The 17,908-nt window shown below is 44.3% G+C and carries 16 protein-coding genes and 2 pseudogenes; 10 read left to right on the forward strand and 8 right to left on the reverse strand.

Annotated features, from left to right (window positions below):
• The first annotated feature begins 44 nt into the window (after positions 1-44).
• Positions 45-713 (forward strand): response regulator transcription factor, encoded by a 669-nt coding sequence (locus tag XZ46_RS11420; protein WP_008050593.1) that lies wholly within the window; start codon positions 45-47, stop codon positions 711-713.
• On the opposite strand, the gene XZ46_RS11425 is transcribed toward XZ46_RS11420, so the two are convergent.
• From XZ46_RS11425 to XZ46_RS11440, 4 genes and pseudogenes are all read right to left on the reverse strand, one after another.
• Entirely contained in the window at positions 706-1,188 is a 483-nt protein-coding gene (locus XZ46_RS11425) for a low molecular weight protein-tyrosine-phosphatase (RefSeq protein ID WP_006669755.1), read from the reverse strand. The genes XZ46_RS11420 and XZ46_RS11425 overlap by 8 nt on opposite strands.
• A 51-nt stretch (positions 1,189-1,239) precedes the next feature.
• A pseudogene (locus tag XZ46_RS11430) lies at positions 1,240-1,958 on the reverse strand (Uma2 family endonuclease).
• 189 nt (positions 1,959-2,147) lie between these two features.
• Positions 2,148-3,830: a M23 family metallopeptidase gene (locus XZ46_RS11435; RefSeq protein ID WP_048895057.1), complete on the reverse strand. Its 1,683-nt coding sequence runs from the start codon at positions 3,828-3,830 to the stop codon at positions 2,148-2,150.
• A gap of 145 nt (positions 3,831-3,975) precedes the next feature.
• Positions 3,976-4,698 (reverse strand): biotin--[acetyl-CoA-carboxylase] ligase, encoded by a 723-nt coding sequence (locus tag XZ46_RS11440; protein ID WP_006669672.1) that lies wholly within the window; start codon positions 4,696-4,698, stop codon positions 3,976-3,978.
• An 86-nt stretch (positions 4,699-4,784) separates the two neighbouring features.
• Here XZ46_RS11440 and pgeF point away from each other — a divergent pair, with 86 nt between their 5' ends.
• The 3 genes from pgeF to XZ46_RS11455 all read left to right on the forward strand — a co-directional run bounded on the left by pgeF (position 4,785) and on the right by XZ46_RS11455 (position 7,088).
• On the forward strand, positions 4,785-5,582 hold the full coding sequence (pgeF, locus tag XZ46_RS11445) for a peptidoglycan editing factor PgeF (RefSeq protein ID WP_008050597.1): 798 nt from the start codon (positions 4,785-4,787) through the stop codon (positions 5,580-5,582).
• 283 nt (positions 5,583-5,865) lie between these two features.
• Positions 5,866-6,474, forward strand: coding sequence for a CPP1-like family protein (locus XZ46_RS11450; protein ID WP_008050598.1), 609 nt, complete (start codon positions 5,866-5,868; stop codon positions 6,472-6,474).
• A gap of 68 nt (positions 6,475-6,542) precedes the next feature.
• Entirely contained in the window at positions 6,543-7,088 is a 546-nt protein-coding gene (locus tag XZ46_RS11455) for a hypothetical protein (protein ID WP_008050600.1), read from the forward strand.
• Here XZ46_RS11455 and XZ46_RS11460 read toward each other — a convergent pair.
• Positions 7,085-9,367 (reverse strand): pentapeptide repeat-containing protein, encoded by a 2,283-nt coding sequence (locus XZ46_RS11460; RefSeq protein WP_008050603.1) that lies wholly within the window; start codon positions 9,365-9,367, stop codon positions 7,085-7,087. The genes XZ46_RS11455 and XZ46_RS11460 overlap by 4 nt on opposite strands.
• A gap of 317 nt (positions 9,368-9,684) precedes the next feature.
• Here XZ46_RS11460 and XZ46_RS11465 point away from each other — a divergent pair, with 317 nt between their 5' ends.
• The 3 genes from XZ46_RS11465 to XZ46_RS11475 all read left to right on the forward strand — a co-directional run bounded on the left by XZ46_RS11465 (position 9,685) and on the right by XZ46_RS11475 (position 11,392).
• Positions 9,685-10,263 carry a pentapeptide repeat-containing protein gene (locus XZ46_RS11465; RefSeq protein WP_008050605.1) on the forward strand — a complete coding sequence of 193 codons (579 nt, stop codon included), beginning with the start codon at positions 9,685-9,687 and terminating at the stop codon, positions 10,261-10,263.
• A 152-nt stretch (positions 10,264-10,415) separates the two neighbouring features.
• Positions 10,416-10,781, forward strand: a complete 366-nt coding sequence (locus XZ46_RS11470; protein WP_008050607.1) for a translation initiation factor — start codon at positions 10,416-10,418, stop codon at positions 10,779-10,781.
• Positions 10,778-11,392 carry a 7-carboxy-7-deazaguanine synthase QueE gene (locus tag XZ46_RS11475; protein ID WP_008050609.1) on the forward strand — a complete coding sequence of 205 codons (615 nt, stop codon included), beginning with the start codon at positions 10,778-10,780 and terminating at the stop codon, positions 11,390-11,392. The genes XZ46_RS11470 and XZ46_RS11475 overlap by 4 nt, the downstream gene beginning before the upstream one ends.
• A gap of 448 nt (positions 11,393-11,840) precedes the next feature.
• Here XZ46_RS11475 and XZ46_RS37515 read toward each other — a convergent pair whose 3' ends face one another.
• A complete protein-coding gene (locus XZ46_RS37515) occupies positions 11,841-11,963 on the reverse strand; it encodes a hypothetical protein (protein ID WP_006625852.1) in 123 nt (40 codons plus the stop codon).
• Between the two features lie 765 nt (positions 11,964-12,728).
• Here XZ46_RS37515 and XZ46_RS11480 point away from each other — a divergent pair.
• From XZ46_RS11480 to sds, 3 genes and pseudogenes are all read left to right on the forward strand, one after another.
• Positions 12,729-13,343: pseudogene (locus XZ46_RS11480) on the forward strand (IS607 family transposase).
• Positions 13,306-14,415 (forward strand): RNA-guided endonuclease InsQ/TnpB family protein, encoded by a 1,110-nt coding sequence (locus tag XZ46_RS11485; protein ID WP_230428102.1) that lies wholly within the window; start codon positions 13,306-13,308, stop codon positions 14,413-14,415. Before XZ46_RS11480 ends, XZ46_RS11485 begins: the two are co-directional and overlap by 38 nt.
• Before the next feature lie 92 nt (positions 14,416-14,507).
• On the forward strand, positions 14,508-15,479 hold the full coding sequence (sds, locus tag XZ46_RS11490; protein WP_006625848.1) for a solanesyl diphosphate synthase: 972 nt from the start codon (positions 14,508-14,510) through the stop codon (positions 15,477-15,479).
• Positions 15,480-15,571: 92 nt separating this feature from the next.
• Here the strand turns inward: sds and XZ46_RS11495 are convergent, their stop codons facing one another.
• Both XZ46_RS11495 and XZ46_RS11500 read right to left on the reverse strand, forming a co-directional pair.
• On the reverse strand, positions 15,572-17,014 hold the full coding sequence (locus XZ46_RS11495) for a CHASE3 domain-containing protein (protein ID WP_008050613.1): 1,443 nt from the start codon (positions 17,012-17,014) through the stop codon (positions 15,572-15,574).
• A 263-nt stretch (positions 17,015-17,277) separates the two neighbouring features.
• Positions 17,278-17,766: a hypothetical protein gene (locus tag XZ46_RS11500; RefSeq protein WP_006625846.1), complete on the reverse strand. Its 489-nt coding sequence runs from the start codon at positions 17,764-17,766 to the stop codon at positions 17,278-17,280.
• Positions 17,767-17,908 lie beyond the last annotated feature (142 nt).

Genomic DNA, 17,908 nt, shown 5'->3' on the forward strand with positions numbered 1-17,908 from the left:
ACCCATAGAGAATCTAAATCTCTAGTCTTTTATCTCCAGTTCCTATGCCTTTGACACTTCTAGTCGTTGATGATGATTTGGGAACTCGCCTTTCGATTAGCGATTATCTGGAAATGTCAGGATATATGGTCATTTCTGCCACCAATGGTCAGGAAGCACTCGAATTGGTAGAAAAGCATCAACCACACCTGATAGTAACAGATATTGCCATGCCAGAAATGGATGGTTTTGAGCTAGTCAAGCGAGTTCGTTCCCAACCTGGTTTCCGTTTGTTACCAGTGATTTTTTTAACCGCTCATACCAGTACCGAAGAGCGGATTCGGGGCTATCAACTCGGGTGTGATAATTATCTCCCTAAGCCTTTTGAATTAGATGAGTTAGGTGTAGTGATTAGGGCGCTTTTAGAGCGATCGCAACTCATTGAAGCAGAATGGAGGTCTCGGATTAATGAACCCCTATCAAACCATACCAGTCCCAGTTATAAACGGCATCATTTTCACAGTTTATCAACTACCAACATTCATCTCACCGAACGAGAACAACAGGTTTTGAACCTACTTACAGAAGGGTTATCCAACGTCAAAATCGGAAATTCTCTGCATCTGAGTTCTCGCACTGTCGAAAAGTATGTTAGCAGTTTACTCCGCAAAACTGACAGCAGTAACCGCGCTGCACTGGTACGGTTTGCCTTGGAAAATGACCTAATTAATTAACCGATGGTTGATTAACTACAAATTCTAGTAAGCCTTCACAGGCATCTAGTAGCAAATCAATCACCTGATTAAAACCTTCCGGACCACCATAGTAGGGATCGGGAACTTCTTTCAAGGTATGATGGCTACAGAAATCGCACATTAGCTTAACCTTATCACCATATTTTTTCCCTCGATCAAGATACAGAATTTGCTGATAATTGTCCTGATCCATCGCCAAAATTAGATCGAAATTATCAAAATCGGAGGCGGTGAACTGACGAGCAGAACCCTTGAGGACAATGCCTCGTTTTTTCGCAGCCATAGTCATACGAGGATCAGGGGCCGAACCAATATGATAGCCTGATGTCCCCGCCGAATCACAGACAATGCGATCGCTCAAATTAGCCTCTTCGATCAGATGATTCATAATATTCTCGGCTGAAGGCGATCGACAAATATTTCCCAGACAAACAAATAACAATCTATAGGACATAGTTGGAAACACGATTTTTGACTATGGCACTAACGCCATAATTATATAATTTCACATAATTTCATTCGGATCAATTCCCAATTCCTGTAAACGAGCTGCTAGGCGATCGGCTCGTTGTCGTTCCCGTTCCGCTCGTTCTTCACCAGATAACAGTAAATTACCATCACTATCCCACCAACGCAACCAAGGTAATTCCACGTTCTGATATATTCCCGACCAGATACCTAACTCTACTCCCATTTCGGGAATTGGGTAATGATTGCGGTTATTTGGGGTTAGCAACTCATAGAAACTACCCTCTAAACGATACACTTCTACCTGAGATTTTTCCACTTCATAGATGGCATAATACGGCGTTCTTATTACCGTTTCATAAATCCAAAACTTGCCTTTCCAAGCGGTTTTATCCTCGTTCTTCTGAACCATCCCCAGATACAAATTCGATGATGATTTGGGGACAGGATTAATTCTTGCCACAATACATAAGACCGTCGCAGTTTACCATTGAGGGTCGGGGGAACATTCGCCACATAAAACCAGTCCGGTGCTTCCGCTCCTTTCTCGGGTGGGTCTGTAATGCGCCAGTAAATCCCACTATCTTGACCAATGCAATATTGTCCGTCTGGATGTATTTGATTAAGAACCGGACGAATAGAATCGGTTAATAGGATACTTTGGGGGTGTTCTTGAAAGTTTTTCACAAAGGTTCCGTCTTCACAGGGAAGTTGGGTATGATCCGGTAGAGTCGTTAAAGATTCGGTGGCAGTCATATACAAGAGAACCGATAGTTCTGACTTGACTATAGCATATCTGACAAGGCGATCGCTCCTCTCCTTTCCTTCTCTTCTCTACTTCCGGGGATCCACAGATATTTTACCAAGTGAATTAGCAACCAATAAACCCGCCATACTATTGAAGGCGGGTAAATTATCAGTTTTTGGTGGCGCAAAACCTATCGCCTATTGTTGTGCTTTCTCCACGTTTTCTTTAAAGCCAAAGTTGATGGTAGGTGGTTCCAAATTGGGAACAATGATATCCATACCCGGAGGAAGGGGAGGCAGTTGAGGCAAACCAGTTTCCCAGTTCCTCGTTTGGTTAGGTAAGGCAGCAATAAATTCCTCTGCTGGTACCTCAGCCACGCGCAGAGTATTGATTAGTTGAGCGAGGGCAAATTCTATCTGTAATAGTGGATCAATCGCTACCCAGCCTTCATTAGTCAGCTTCCGTAACTCAAAGTGCAGGTGAGGTCCTGTAGACATTCCCGTACTTCCTACCCGTCCAATTACCTCCCCTTGTTGGACAAATTCTCCCGGTTTGACAAACAATTCTGATAGGTGAGCATAAAGGGTTTCTTTCGATTTTTTCTGGTGGTTAAGAACCACGGTTAAACCATATCCCCCTAACCAGTCAGCCAGGGTAACTTCCCCTGAATAAGATGCCACTACAGGAGTTCCGGTATCTGCTCCGAAATCAATACCTGTATGGAAACGGCCAGTTCCCAAAATTGGGTGTTGTCGCCAACCAAATAATGAAGTAATTGGGGCGGGAATACTGAGGGGGAAAAGCAGGTGAGTATCTGAATTTCCGGGAAGTCTGGGGGGTCGCATGGTGCGCTTATAGTAACTCAAACCTGAATTACTCATCGCACTCATGCTGATGGGTCCCACTTGCACCGGACTTAATCCGGCTACAGGGACCTGATAGGAATAGTCTGGAGAGCCACCATAACTGGCGGCGACGTTTGTAGTTCCCCAGCCTCTGCTGTGGGCTGAGTGAGTTCTTCCTGTTGCTTGTTGACCGAATGAATGGGAAGGCTGACGGTGCTGAGTAACTGTTTTCCCTCCCCCGGTGGGATATCCTGTCCCATAAGTAGGCTGACCAGGAATTCCAGCAATAGGTGCGGGTGGCGGAACACACAATCGATCAACAGTTTGACCGACTCCAACCGCTGTTTCACAACCTGTCTGGCGCTCGGAAAAGATGACGGTTGAAGGCGCTTCATAACCACCGCCTCCTGTAGCCCCAATACTGTAATCTGTAGGGTCGATAAAGTTATGATCTGGGTTATTAAATGGTGTTCCCTGGGCTGTGGATGCAGATGGGGGAGAAATATTCTCATAAGAGGGTGGCGATGCCGTTTGGTGCTTTTCTGGCAGATAAATCGGCTGTTCTGGTGGGGCGATGTAACCACCTGAGCTTTCTATGGGTGGCTCATAATAGGGTTCTGGTTCGTAATAGGGTTCTGGTTCGTAGTAAGGTTCTGGCGCTATATAAGATTCCTGAACTGGCGGCGCGTAATAGGGTTCTGGTTCGTAGTAGGGTTCTGGCGCTATATAAGATTCCTGAACTGGCGGCGCGTAATAGGGTTCTGGTTCGTAGTAGGGTTCTGGCGCTATATAAGATTCCTGAACTGGCGGCGCGTAATAGGGTTCTGGTTCGGGGGTGTAGGTGTTGTAGGATTCTAGGGGTTCGTTATCAAAGGGGATAGAAAATTCTTCATAGGCGATCGCACGATTTACCAATAATCCTACCCCACTCAAACAGCTTAATCCCAACGCCAGGGAGCGCCAGGACAGTCTACTATTATGGGAAATAGGCTGGGTAGATTTTACATTAGATTTAGAGTAACTGGATTCTGTCATTTCCTCACACAACCAGATGATAAATTGGGCAATTGTAGAATTGAGTTGTTTAGGCTTTAACCGAGTTTCATTCTACAGAGCCTGACGTACAATGGGGAAATAATTTCCCAGGGGGATGCTACTGCGTAGTCGCTCCGCGAAAGGGTTAAGAGTCCGATGAGTTCAGAAGAAGCAGTTGCATATAGGATGACATCAGACCCTTACTTCCCCTCTGTGCATAGTGCATTAACCCTAACTCGATACCCCAGATCACAATAGCTGCCAACATTTCTCGTGAGTTTACCCCAGGCGTAGTGGGATGTGCATTGAAAAATTCTTGCAGATTAATGCCAGTGGGGGGTACAGAGTTACTCCAATTCAGACCGACTCCAATCACGGCTTGGCTGATTTTTCCCTTGTGGACTTTAGTTTCTGTTAGGATACCACCCAATTTGCGTTTTGTCAGGAGCAGATCATTAGGCCATTTCAGCCATACGGGAATACCGCGCGAGCGTAAAACTGTAGCAATACCCCAAGCACTACATTGGGTTAACCAGGCTATATAGTTATGCTGTGGGGTAGCAGCATCTGTGATAGTCTGATGGAGGGCGAGGGCATAAGACAAGTACAATCCCCCCAATTCTGACTGCCACTCACGCCCCCATTGTCCCCGTCCTGCTGTTTGTTGGAGAGCGATCACTGTGGTTCTAGGGGCGGCTTTACCAGTGTTCAACAACTCCCACAGGGTTTCATTAGTGGAACCAAGCTGATCAAATATGAGGATAGACGGAGAAGCATCAAGGTCAAGGTAGGAGACCGTCGGCGAGCCAACAGCCACGGCGTTTTCTTGTAAAGCCTGTAAAGCACCCAGTATGCGATCGCAATCCATTTAATCAAATATCCCGGTAAGTTAAATCAATAATTGTCGCGCTTTCCCGGTTAAGCTGTTCCCTGAAATCTCTTTTCACTGACACAATGCACATCTGGACTTGGTATCAGTGGCAACAACTGCCCTATTTAACCTGTAGTATCTTAAAAGACTGGCCACATGGTTTTTTTTCGCGACGATTTAGCCCCCGTTCTCCTGTTGATTTAGTGCAGGTTCTGGAACCATCCGCCCAGGTCTACCGTCTCAAACAGGTTCATGGTAACCAGGTTTTCAAAACCACTCAGGTTTCCCCTATACCAAAAACTGAAACCAATAGCGAGGAAATATCCTGGTCGGAAGCTGATGGCTTAATAACCAATAAAGGCTTAGAATCCGTCTGGGTAGCCAGTGCTGACTGTGTTCCTGTGCTTATAGGTGATGTGGTAACCGGGCGAGTAGCTGCCATTCATGCCGGGTGGCGCGGTACATCTACCAGAATTCTACCATTGGCGATCGCTCAATTTCAACAGCAAGGCAGCCAGATTGCTAATTTACGAGTCGCCATGGGTCCAGCTATTTCCGGGGAATGCTATCAAGTCTCACAGGATGTAGCAGTCAAACTAGGCGCTACCCTACAAATGATTGATACAGCCAGCAGTATCTCCGAAATTTTAGAACCCTTATTCCACCTACCAGACCCCCCTCTATTGTCTGACCCGGAACCCGATCGCCTACGGGTCGATATTCGCCGTTTTAACGCTTTGCAACTCGAAGCCGTTGGTTTAGACCCTGAGCAAATAGCTATCTGTTCTGAGTGTACCTACAGCCAGCCTGAGCTATTATTTTCCTATAGGCGCGATCGGCTGAAATTGGTTCAATGGTCTGGAATAGTTAGTTTTTCCTAATCTTGTTGCATCTGCCAAACCACCCCAGCCACACAATTCCAGAGAAGATTGTGTTAAAATCAACCCATCATCTCATCATCTCATCTCTATGAGTTTTGATCGACTCATCACAACCGCAGGGCTGGCGGGGATGGTCTGGGTCCGGACTAGAAGACCAGAAACTCCTTGAGGGTAGAGGTGGGTGCGATGAAACAGTAAACCTAAATCGTCAGGTTTGGGAATCCCCGTCCGTTTGACGGCGGGTCCAATGTCAATTGATTAGACTCCAGTTAAATTAAATGCGATGAGCCAGCAAAGTCCTTATGAACAGCTTGGGGTTACGATTGACGCATCCTTTGATGAAATTCAGGATGCCCGCGATCGCCTGAGAGAACAGCACACCGGTGAGCGCCAGGTGATAGAATCTATTGAGGCCGCTTATGATGCCATCCTTATGGATCGCCTCAGAATGCGCCAAGAGGGTAAAATCAAAGTACCTGAGCGGATTCGCTTTCCTGAACGCATCGCGGGGCCGCCTGCGAAGGAAGTTCAACCCCAGACCACTCCTAAAGCCTCCTGGTTGACTGGAATGTTCGATACGCCTTCTCGTGCGGAGTTGATGTGGCCGTCATTCATTTACCTGGGTTTGGGAGTTGTGAGCCTATATCCAGCTATTGAGATCTCCCTGCTACAACTTCCCCTCGCCTTGGGGGTGGCTACCTCTCTGTATTTTCTCAACCGCAAAGAGAACAAATTTGGTCGCTCGGTTCTGCTGACCGTGGGGGGATTAATTCTGGGATTAATCTTGGGAAGTTTACTTAGCCCCATGGCGGGAGCTACCCTATCAGTTGAACGGTTCATTACCTTAGTCACGCTGATAGTTTTGTGGTTAGTTAGTAGCTTTCTCCGGTAAAGGTGGATTAAGCAAGGTAAGCCTGGATATAGCCTGATTTTTCAGGGTTCACTGGACATTAGATAATCATGGCTTTAAATCAGCAATATCCCTGGATAACCAGGGTATATTTTTTCGTGTTCTGTTTATTGACCATTACGGGATGGGGTGAAATAGGGCGATCGCAAACTTTACCCAATTGGGAATTTAATAAAACCGCCAAACCCTGCTTTCCTCAACGCGCTATCTTACCGCCACCACCCCTATCTCAAACAGAACTAAGTATTCCCAGCCTTTGGTTAGCTGAAAAACGCTACGGCGGCGAAACACTCAATCAGTGGTTTATAGGATTCGATTCTACCCCGATTCTACCAAATGTATATCTGGACAGGTTTATCACTTTAGTGGTTAACCGTTTCCAATGGAACCAGAAACGCTATCTCGAACAGTTTATATTTATCCATCATTTTGCCGAATTTACCCGCCACTATGGATATAATTTGCGGGTGTGTAACGATAATGGTAATTTAGTGGGATATTACATCTGTGATTTCCAGGTCTCTCCCATGAACTGCCAAATTCACCTAGAATCTAAAGGGTGGCGTATTCAGGATTTTCGAGTATTTACTGACTAATCCAACCGTGAACCTATCCACTTTCTGGTTTCGTCAGACAGTCCACAATTGTTCCCAAATTTGGCACCTGTTATATGGGCTTCAGTCAGATTACTACCAAATAAATTTGCACCCAATAAATTAGCATTGGAGAGGTCTGCTTGTGCGAGGTCAGCATGACGAATAGCCGCCCGAAATAGATGGGTATGGCTAAGATTGCTACCAGCTAAATTAGCACGGGTTAAATCAGCATAGCTGAGATTAGCACCCATTAGATTAGCGTGGCTTAAAATACTATAGCGCAGTTGAGCATAAACCAACTTAGCACCAACTAAATGCGATCGCTCTAAACTAGCCTGATTAAGTTTAACATAGGAAAGATTAGCTTGCTCCAGCATCGCTCCCGTCAAATTAACCCTGTCTAGTTGCGCCCCCTGCAAATTGGCACCCTGGAGATTAGCCCCCGTTAAATCAGCTTCCGTCAGCGCCGCCTCTCGCAAACAAGCCCCCCTTAAATCCACACCTCGCAAATTAGCCGATCGCAGTTGAGCGCCGCGTAAATTAACCCCCTGTAAATTAGCTTGACTTAAACAAGCACCATTGAGGTTAGCAAACTCCAAATTTGCCCCTTGTAAATCGGCATTTTCTAAATTAGTTGAGCATAACTTAGCCTCAGTCAAATCAACTGCTGTTAAATTAGCCCGATGAAGATTAGCCCCTGTTAAATCAGCACGATTTAAATTAGCCTGCTGCAAATCCGCCCGGGCTAAATTAGCATCTAGCAGACTCGCTTCTAGCAAATTACTCTGTTTTAAATTAACAATAAATAACTGAGTTCCATTAAGATTAGCCTGTTGGAGATTAGCACCCTCTAAATTTGCCAACCGTAGATCAAGCTCACTCAAATCCATTTGAATCATATTCACACCTCTAAAGTCTGCTCCCTTGAGATCCAGACTTTTTAAGTTAAGATTATTCAGATTAGCTTGACGCAAATCAAGTCCTTTACATTGAGAGAAAACCCGGTAAGCATCCAAGTTATCAGTCAGAGGTCCTGATACATCATCTTGATCCATCTTCACCAGGTGATATTGGACGTTTTCCGTAAAAATTGTCAATACCAGATTGAAAATTTCCAAAAACAATATAAACTGACGACATCGTTCTTCTTCATATTTTTGATAAAATTGAATCAGTTGAGCCACTTTTAACTCTAAGTGTACTTTAGACGAGTGGTCTAGTAAAATAACTTTTAGCATCAGAATAGCCAAGGTAAAAATACTACCATGATTAATCATAAATGTAAAAATAAAAGAGGGGTTCTCTCCATCCTCTATCGTCAAAAAGTCGATGAGACTATGACAGGTCCGAATTTTTAAATCGTCATTGATAATTCTGTAATCATGGAAATTATACAAATCTTTCAGTTGGGCGGAAATTTTTTCCCGCAAAATACGGGTAGTAGATTTTTCCCCGCTCTGAATCATTAAGTATTCAGGTAAGGCATTTTTAAAATCTCTATAAGTAACCTTATTAGTTTGTTTTAAAAACAATTCAGCTTGATGGGTATAGCTGTAAACGCGCTGGGTGGAAATGGTTTTTTTAAGTATATCTAAAACTTGATCTCCTAGCTGAGTAGGGTTTTTCATGTTGGTTTCATTTTGGAGTTGAGTTTTTGGTGATGAGTGAGCCAGATACATCGCCAGGTCAAATTTATACTGTTCTCGGAGTTGTTTAGATATATTTCGCGCTACCTCTTGCTGTTCCTGAGAGTTATTTGGGTCAATATATTGGTTAACTAATAAATAACTCTTATAACGACTACTCCAGCCCTGAGAATGCTGTAATACACAATGACGAATATCTTGAATATCAGCACTTTGCAGAAAATATTTAACCTGAGTTCTGAGTTTTCCTAATTCAGGATCGAGAATGTCATCTTCATCACTTTCGGTATTTTCTAGCTGTTCTAGCAGTAACTCAACGGCTTTATAATTGCGACTAATATACCAGTTATTGGCTAAAATATAACAACTTCTTTTCAGTATCGGATGAATGGCGGCTGTTGATGATGGCTGCTTCAGTTGAGTTCTCAAAGCATGATTAGCCTGTTCATCGCTACAGTTCAGATACCAAAATAATCCGATAAATTCTTCTAAGACTGTCTCGGAGTCATATTTTTTTACAATTTTAATAAAAAAATCAAAGATGATATCTGGTAAGTCTCTACTATCTTGAGCAGAATCCAGATTACCAGAGGAGTCTACCAGGTCAGTACCGGAATTATAAGTGTTGCTCATAAGATTGTATTTTCGGAATGACAAGAAACTAGAGCAAGTCTGTTGAATTACTTAGCCAGTTAGCGATCGCACTTTTTCAGCCGAGGGGATAATAGGGTATAATATAGTGCCAATTATATCCAAACCCACAATTAATGTCAATAATTCCTAAATTACATCATCCCTATTGTGCAGTCGCCGACTGTAATTTGAAAGGATATGCAGGATGTGGGGCTGACTGATACCCGTGGTTTTTTAAATTAAAATAAAGTTTTGCCCGATTGAACAAGAACTTAGGCACAATTGCAGTTAATCATATTGGAGATTAGGAAATTATCATGAATTCACAAGAACTGCTCAACCTTTATGCAGCAGGCGATCGCAATTTCCGGGATACAGACCTATTCCGGGCGGACCTGAGTAATGCTAACCTGAGTGGCGCGAACCTATTTCGGGCGAACCTATTTCGGGCGAACCTATTTCGAGCCAATTTGCTTGGTGTTAGCCTATTCAATGCTAACTTAATAGGAGCAAACCTGTATTGTGCCAACCTCAGCGGAGCCGACCTCAGCGGAGCCAACCTGACCCGGGCAGATCTAACAGGTGCCGATTTGAGTGGGGCCGATTTGAGTGGGGCCGATTTGAGCGGAGCCATTCTCACCCATGCTAACCTTAGTTATGCCGATTTGAGTCGAGCTAACCTCATGCGGGCTGAACTCGTAGATGCAGCACTGAGTCACGCCAAATTTCAGGGTGTCAACCTCAAGGAAGCTAACCTAACCGGGGCATTGTTGCAAAACGTCAAATTTAAACAGGTTACCGGGTTAAATGCTGCTCGTATCCAGGAGTTAAAAGAACAGGGAGCCATTTTTGAGGAAGTTCCTAGTCCCACCCTCAACTCTAAAGTTACTGCCTGAGACAGCGCCCAGTCAAATTAATTGATGATTAACAACTATCAACTTGCCACTCTTGGCGGTTTTCCGCTATAGGTTAAATAGTTCCCCCTGCTGAGTCGGAAGATGGAAGTAGGGGTAACTTCCCGCTTTAGTATGTTATTGAGTAATGAGTTATGGCCCCATATTCGGGAAATTTTGATAGGAAATCGTCTCATAAGAATCGGATCGCTTACTCAGAGTTTGGCAATTCTTCTAATTCCGAAGCTATGGAACCAGGAGTGCCGGACTTACCCCCCCAACAGCAAAACTTAAAAGTGCAGGCAACTCGTAAGGGACGGGGCGGTAAAACAGTCACGGTTATTTCCGGCTTTCAAAGCAATGAACAGACCCTGAGTAAGTTATTAAAACAACTGAAAAATCAGTGCGGCACTGGAGGAACCATGAAAGACCAAACTCTGGAAATTCAGGGTGATCATACTGATAAGTTACTGCAAATACTTACTCAATTGGGATATAAAGCTAAAAAAAGCGGCGGATGATTACAATTCCAGTACATGAGACTTTTCAGCAAACCATCCAAGGGGAGGGTTATTGGGCGGGAACTCCTGTAGATTTTATTCGGTTGGCGGGGTGTCCGGTGGGTTGTCCTTGGTGTGACACCGGATATGCTGATGGCGGGAAAGGTTTACCCCGGAATATGCGTAGCTTTGATGAACTGTTGGCGGAGTTGGTGTCGCCCAGGGTGGTAATTTCTGGGGGTGAACCGTTTATATATCCTCAGTTACCTGATTTGGTGAGGGTATTAGAAGAAACTGGGAGGCAGGTTTCTATTGAGACATCGGGGGCGTTTTGGCAAGATGTTTCTGATCTATGCTGGATTACTCTGAGTCCCAAGGAACATATCAGCCCCCGTTATCCGGTGGTATCACAGATGTGGCGACGGGCTTCCGAAATTAAGTTGGTGATTGATGTGGGGGATGAGTTGGAGTTTTATCGATGCCGTTTGGCGGAAAATTCTACGATTCCGGTTTTTTTACAACCGCAGTGGACTGATATAGACCGCACTTTGCCTTTGGTATTGGCAAAATTAAAACAGTTTCCAGGTTATCGGCTTTCGGTTCAGCTTCATAAATATATTGGTGTGGAATAGATTGATTGATATTTCTTGGCAAACTGTAGTTTAGATAACAGGTTCTTGAGCGATTTTGATAAACAATAAATCAAGTGAGCTCCAGAGGTTTGTCATGCCGATCAAAAATTCTACTCCATCGACTTGTCGCAATTGCCTCCACTATAAATCTGAGGGGCGACGAGGCGGTGTTTGCCAGTTGTTTCACGGTTCTGTGCAAAGTGATTGGGCATCTTGTTCGCTGGCAAGTTCTCCCTTTATTTACTCTTGGGAAAAATTAGACACGGCTATTTCCGACCAGCGGTTAACTGTCAGTCAATCTGCATAGCGATCGCGATCGCCTATTGTCTATGTAACTAAGTAATTTTACCGAGTCTGTTTGTGTGAAGAATATTTCATCATAGAAAAGACCACTCCGCCAAATGGGAGTGGTTGTTTTCAGCGAATTAATGATCGGTGATCAATATAACTAAGAGCGAAAGCGAGAAAATCGCGCTGCTGTATGTTTAGCCACCATCAACAGCAAATAAATAGTCAACACATAACCGGTGGCGAGTAGGGGAATCATTAACGGTAATTCGTGGTAGTTCATAGGTGGTGCGGCTAGTCTGTGTGTGAGAGAGGAGCATATATGGGAGTTTAAGAGTAGCTACATATACATAGGGGCAGGTTTCCCACGCCAGGTTATAGCTGGGTGGCGATCGCTATCTAATCAGGGATACCACCAGGCACATCAACAAAAACTAACCAGAGATTTGCAACTCCAGAAAGTTTCCCTAATACCTATGCCAAGTTACCAGACTTCTACAGCAAGTCCGCCGCCTAAATATAAGCCTAGACCGTGCTGATTGGTCTTGAACCCACCAAGCCGCCACACCATAATCTGATGCCAGCTTAGGAACTTCTAAAATCGCCCCTAGCTATCCCCTCTTCTGTGGATAACCTGTGCAACAACAGCCAGTTAATATTTGGCTGCCACACCTGTTGCCCTTAATGTGTAGAATTTTCTTAAACTCTTAACAATTAACCTAACACAAAATTAACGAATTGTACCAATTATGAGAAAAAAATTTTCAGGGGCAATGGACAACGGATCATGGACAATAGGTGATGGGGGAGAGGGCAGAGATCATCTAGGGGTAGGCCCGTCTAGTAGCTAATTTGGCATAGTCCAAGATTAATCAACCCGCCCTGTAGGGGGTTCACGGTTAATTAGATTTGATGCAGGTGTGGTGAAGATCTCAAGTTGATGCTCTGGTGGGGTATAATCCCAGTTGAGAGCATGATTTAATCTCAAATTAGGTTAATATTTTAGGGCAATAGGGTCTAATAAGCGAGAAGAGTTGAGGATAAACCTATTGCCAGATATGTCAAACCCAAGGAAGCCGCCCAAATCCTTGGAGTCCATGAAAGAACACTCCGCAGATGGGACGACAATGGCTCAATCGAGACCATCAGAACCCCCGCTGGGCAACGACGATACAACGTTGAGTGATATACTGCTGCCAAATCAGGCAGTGACAAACGCAAAGTCGTTATCTATGCCAGAGTTAGTAGCCGCGCCCAGCAGTCCGACCTCAACCGACAGGTGGCCGCACTGTCCAACCTCTACCCCGAAGCAGAAGTCGTCTCAGAAATCCGAGGCGGGCTCAACTTCAAGGGAAAGGGAAAGAAAATGCTGGCCTTACTGGGACAAGTCTTGTCAGGAGATGTCGGCATGGTTGTCGTTGCCCACCCAGACCGATTGGCAATATGGGGATTTGACTTGTTTCGATGGCTCTGTGAGCAAAACAGTTGCTCACTCATGGTTCTCAACCAGACAAGTCTCAGTCCAGAACCAGAAATGGTTGAGGACATCCTCGCCCTCCTCCACTGCTTCAGTTCCCGATTATACCGACGGAGTAAATACAAAACTCAGGTCAAAGAAGATCCGGATTTACCCCAGCCCGGAGCTAAATCAAGTCTGGCGTAAATGGCTGGCTGCTTGTCGGTATTGCTACAACCAAGCAATTGCATTATCTAGGAGTGGTAAACGACTAAGCAAACTGAAATTACGCAACGAAGTGATGCAGAGTGACTTACCCGAATGGGTCAAAGAAACACCCTGCCACATTCGGCAAAATGCCATCTTTGATGCCTATCAGGCTTTGACCGCCAGTCCTGATGCAAGGTTTAGAAGTTGTCGTGACAGCTCTCAAGGGATTAAGTTCAATAATACTAATTTCTCTTCAGGGAGTTGGTATCCAAGGCTCACGAAAGGATTAACTTTCATGGTTTCCGAAGCTATCCCTAAAACTTGCGGGCAAGGGACTCAGTTGGTGTTTACCAAAGGTCGATGGTTGGCGATTTTCCCTGAACCAGTTGCCGTTACCACAACTGACGCTACTGGCGTGATTGCATTAGACCCGGGTGTCCGAACTTTCATAACTGGGTTTGATGGCTCTCGATTTCTGGAATTGGGCTCCGGGGATATAGGACGCATTACTAGGCTATGTCAACATTTGGATGATTTGATGAGCCGAATCGCCAAGGAACCCTGTCGTTCAAGAAGGCGACGGATGAGGCAAGCGGCTCAACGAATGAGAACTAAAATCCGGAATTTAGTGGATGAGGCCCACAAACAAATTGCTCACTACTTGACTCATAACTACAGTATAATTTTTCTGCCCACCTTCGAGACTTCCGATATGGTTGCCAAGGTGAAGCGTCTAATCAGGTCTAAGACTGCCCGCGCCATGCTGACATGGGCGCATTATCGATTCAAACTAACCCTGAGACATCAAGCCGAGATAACTGGAACCACAGTTGTAGATGTGACGGAAGAATACACCAGCAAAACCTGTACTCACTGTGGTCATGTGCATTCCCAGCTAGGTGGCTCAAAAGTGTTCCGATGTCCGGAGTGCGGGTTCACTCTACCCAGGGACTGGAACGGTGCTTTTGGAATCTTTCTAAAAGCTTTGCGGGATACCGCCTCTGTTACCTTAACGGGTAATAGTGCTATCGTCGCATTGTCAGGCAATAGCCGGATAAATGTCGCGTAAATGTATCAGTTTGGTGAGATGATAGCCTTAGCTTAAAATCGAACTATAATATGTAAAATTTTGTTAATCATCCAGCCTGAGTTGGCAAACCCATGACCTCTCGCACTCTTCTATTTTCGACCGTTGAAGCAGACCTAAAACTGCTAACCGATAACCTGAAACAACTGGTGGGCGCTCGTCACCCGATCCTGTATGCAGCAGCAGAGCATTTATTTAGCGTACAGGGAAAACGGGTGCGTCCGGCGATCGTGCTGCTAATATCTAGGGCAACCATGCCCGATCACGAAATCATACCTAAGCACCGCCGTCTGGCTGAAATCACAGAAATGATCCATACTGCTAGTTTGGTTCATGATGACGTGGTGGATGAATCAGAACTGCGGCGGGGTGTCCCGACAGTTCACAGTTTGTTTAATAACCGGGTGGCGGTTTTAGCCGGAGACTTCCTATTTGCCCAGTCCTCCTGGTATTTAGCCAACCTGGATAACTTAGAGGTAGTTAAACTTCTGTCACAGGTGATCATGGATCTGGCAGAGGGAGAAATTCAACAGGGACTAAATCGATTTGACACTAGCTTGTCCATTGAAGCCTATCTCGAAAAGAGTTACTACAAGACAGCATCTTTAATCGCCAATAGCTCTAAGGCGGCTGGTCTGTTAAGTGGAGTGTCAGCAGAACTAGCAGAAGATTTGTATAAATATGGTCGTAATATTGGCTTGGCGTTTCAAATTGTCGATGATATTTTAGACTTTACAGGTTCGACGGAATCTCTAGGTAAACCGGCTGCTTCGGATCTCAAAAGCGGAAACCTGACAGCCCCGACGCTGTTTGCTTTGGCAGAAAAGCCTTTTCTGGAAACTCTGATCGATCGCGAATTTGCTCAAGATGGGGACTTGGAACAGGCGATCGCCTTAATTCAAGAAAGTTCTGGGATTGAGAAATCCCGAGAACTCGCCATCCACCACGCCCAAGTCGCCGTAGAACATATCAAGCAGTTACCCCCTTCGGAGTCTCGTCAAGCTCTGGTGGAATTAGGGGACTATGTGGTGAGTAGAATATACTGATTTATTAGGTTCGGTGGGGGTGGCGACATCTCCCCCATCAGGGATTTGGTATCAATTTCCATGGTGAAAATTGCCAGTTGGGGAGACTTTGGTTATACCAAAACCCGGAGAGTATGGGCCGCCTGATTCAGGTTTTGAGTACCGACTTGGGTTTGTTGAATGCCACTAGCGGTTTCCACTGCTGCATGATTAATAGCATTGGTAGCTGTGACAATTTGCTGAATAGCGATCGCCTGTTGTTCAGAGATTTGAGCAATTTTTTGATTACTCGCGACCACATTTTTAATGCCATCAGCCACCTCTACAAATACATTAGCAGTATTTTCCGTCATTTTCATACCCACCTTAACGTTTTCTGTTCCCTTTTGTGCAGCTTCAATGGTAGATTTCAGGGAATTTTGAATCAGACCAACCAAATTATCAATCTCCCTAGCTGAGTTTCGGCTTTGGTCTGATAACTTACGAACCTCCAGCGCCACCAAACCAAATCCGCGACCTGCTTCTCCTGCACGCACAGCTTCAACAGAGGCATTCAGAGCCAATATATTAGTCTGATTAGCTAAACTAGATACTAAATTAGATATAGTGCTTATTTCCACTGTATGCTGTCTCAAAACCTCAATTTGTTCTGAGATATTTTCGACATTATCAGTTAATTCGGCAATACTTGCCAAGTTTTGTTGGACTACTTGATTGCCATGTTCACTGATGTCTAAAACCTGTTGAGCCTTTCCTAAAGCGTGATCAGCATCCTCCGCTGATTGTTTAGCCCCTTCGCTAATTTGTTGAATAGCATTAGTAGTTTGATTAATGGAAACAGCTTGATGGCTGGCTAGTCTCTGCTGTTGTTCAGTAGCCACGGCAATTTCTGCTGAGGAGGTAGCCAGAACCTGTGTAACTTGTTGAATAGGATTCATAATCACACGAATCACAATAAAGCTAGTTATAGAGCCAATGGTGATTACCATAAAAAAATTACCCCAATTAATGATTATTGCTAATTTTTGGATGGCTTGATAACGCTGATTTCGGTCAGTCAATAAATTTTGTTCCTCCTCAATCATCCTATTAATTTCACTGCGAATATTATCCATAAGTTGCTTACCAATTCCCGAATTAACCCAGGCTAAAAATTGTTCTGATTCTCCGGATCTAACTGAATTTATGGTTTGTTCAAGTAGCGCCAATTTTTGGTTAGTTAAGTTTTGAAGATTGGTTAATCTCTGGGTTTGTATGGAATTACCTTGCAGCAATTGAGATAAAGTGTCTAAATTACCCTCGATTTTTGTATTAGCTGAATAATAGGGTTCCAAAAAACCTTGGTCTTTGGTAATAATGAATCCCCTTTGAGAGCTTTCTGCATCGACCAAATTTTTGTAAATATCCTGCAAATTCAGCTTAACTTCGTAGGTATGAACTACCAACTTAAAGGATTGATCTAGAGTTCTTTGTTGCCACTCTTCCACTAAGGTACTGATGCCGACTAATAAAAAAATTGCACTAAATCCTAGATATATTACTTGATTAATTTTCATAATACAAAGCTGCCATATTTTGGTGAGAAATAGTTGACCGTGTGAGCAGTTTTGATGAACGGAAATTGCTGCCTGACCCCACCCGAATCCTAGGTGGAAATAGCAGATGCAAGGGGCTGATTTAGGGAAAATTTTTGGGGGTTAATTAACAGTCACTATAATTATATAAAATACCTGTGATTTTGACAATTAAGAAACCATTAAGAAACGGAGTTTTGAGGGTCAAGGGAAGGAGAAAGTGGTACGGGGGTAAGGGGACTGATTTAAGCAATATCTGGAGGGATAGGGCGAGACTTAGAGCGACGCAGAGACTGATATTGTTGTAGGTAAACTTGGATAGTATCCTGTACATCTTGGCGTTTAACCTCAGTAGCAGCGTCAAGATGACCAGGCTGGTCAAAGAAAATAAAACTATCTAGTTGGGGGATAGCGATCGCCTGAAACAAAATGTGGGTAACGGGAACGGGGACAGCGACCACAGAAGTGGAAAGATCTATCCTAGAGTGAACGGAAGCATCATCTAAACTAGAAAAAGCATAAATAACTTGCTTTTGTAGATCGGGATTATCCACATTACCGAGAGTAGTTAATACCAAATTTTGGTCAAGACTGGTCAAAATAAAATACTGTAGGTGTGCTAATTGAGCGGCCAGTAATTTGAGACCGGGAGCGATCGCCTTAATAATGTCAGGAGTAGAACCATCCTGGGGGGCATTTTCAATCAAGGCTTGAATTTGTTGGTCGAAATCCATTGTTAAACTTGAGTAAGTGCTGATTTTCGCGCTACATGATAACCGAGAAAACCCCAATTGATCAGGTAGGCGACTAGAAAATTGCCGGTGTTGTGATCGTAACTAAACACAACCCGGTTGGGAAACCCTCCGGAAACTCAGA

The sequence above is a fragment of the Limnospira indica PCC 8005 genome (genome assembly GCF_000973065.1).
GTDB lineage: Bacteria > Cyanobacteriota > Cyanobacteriia > Cyanobacteriales > Microcoleaceae > Limnospira > Limnospira fusiformis.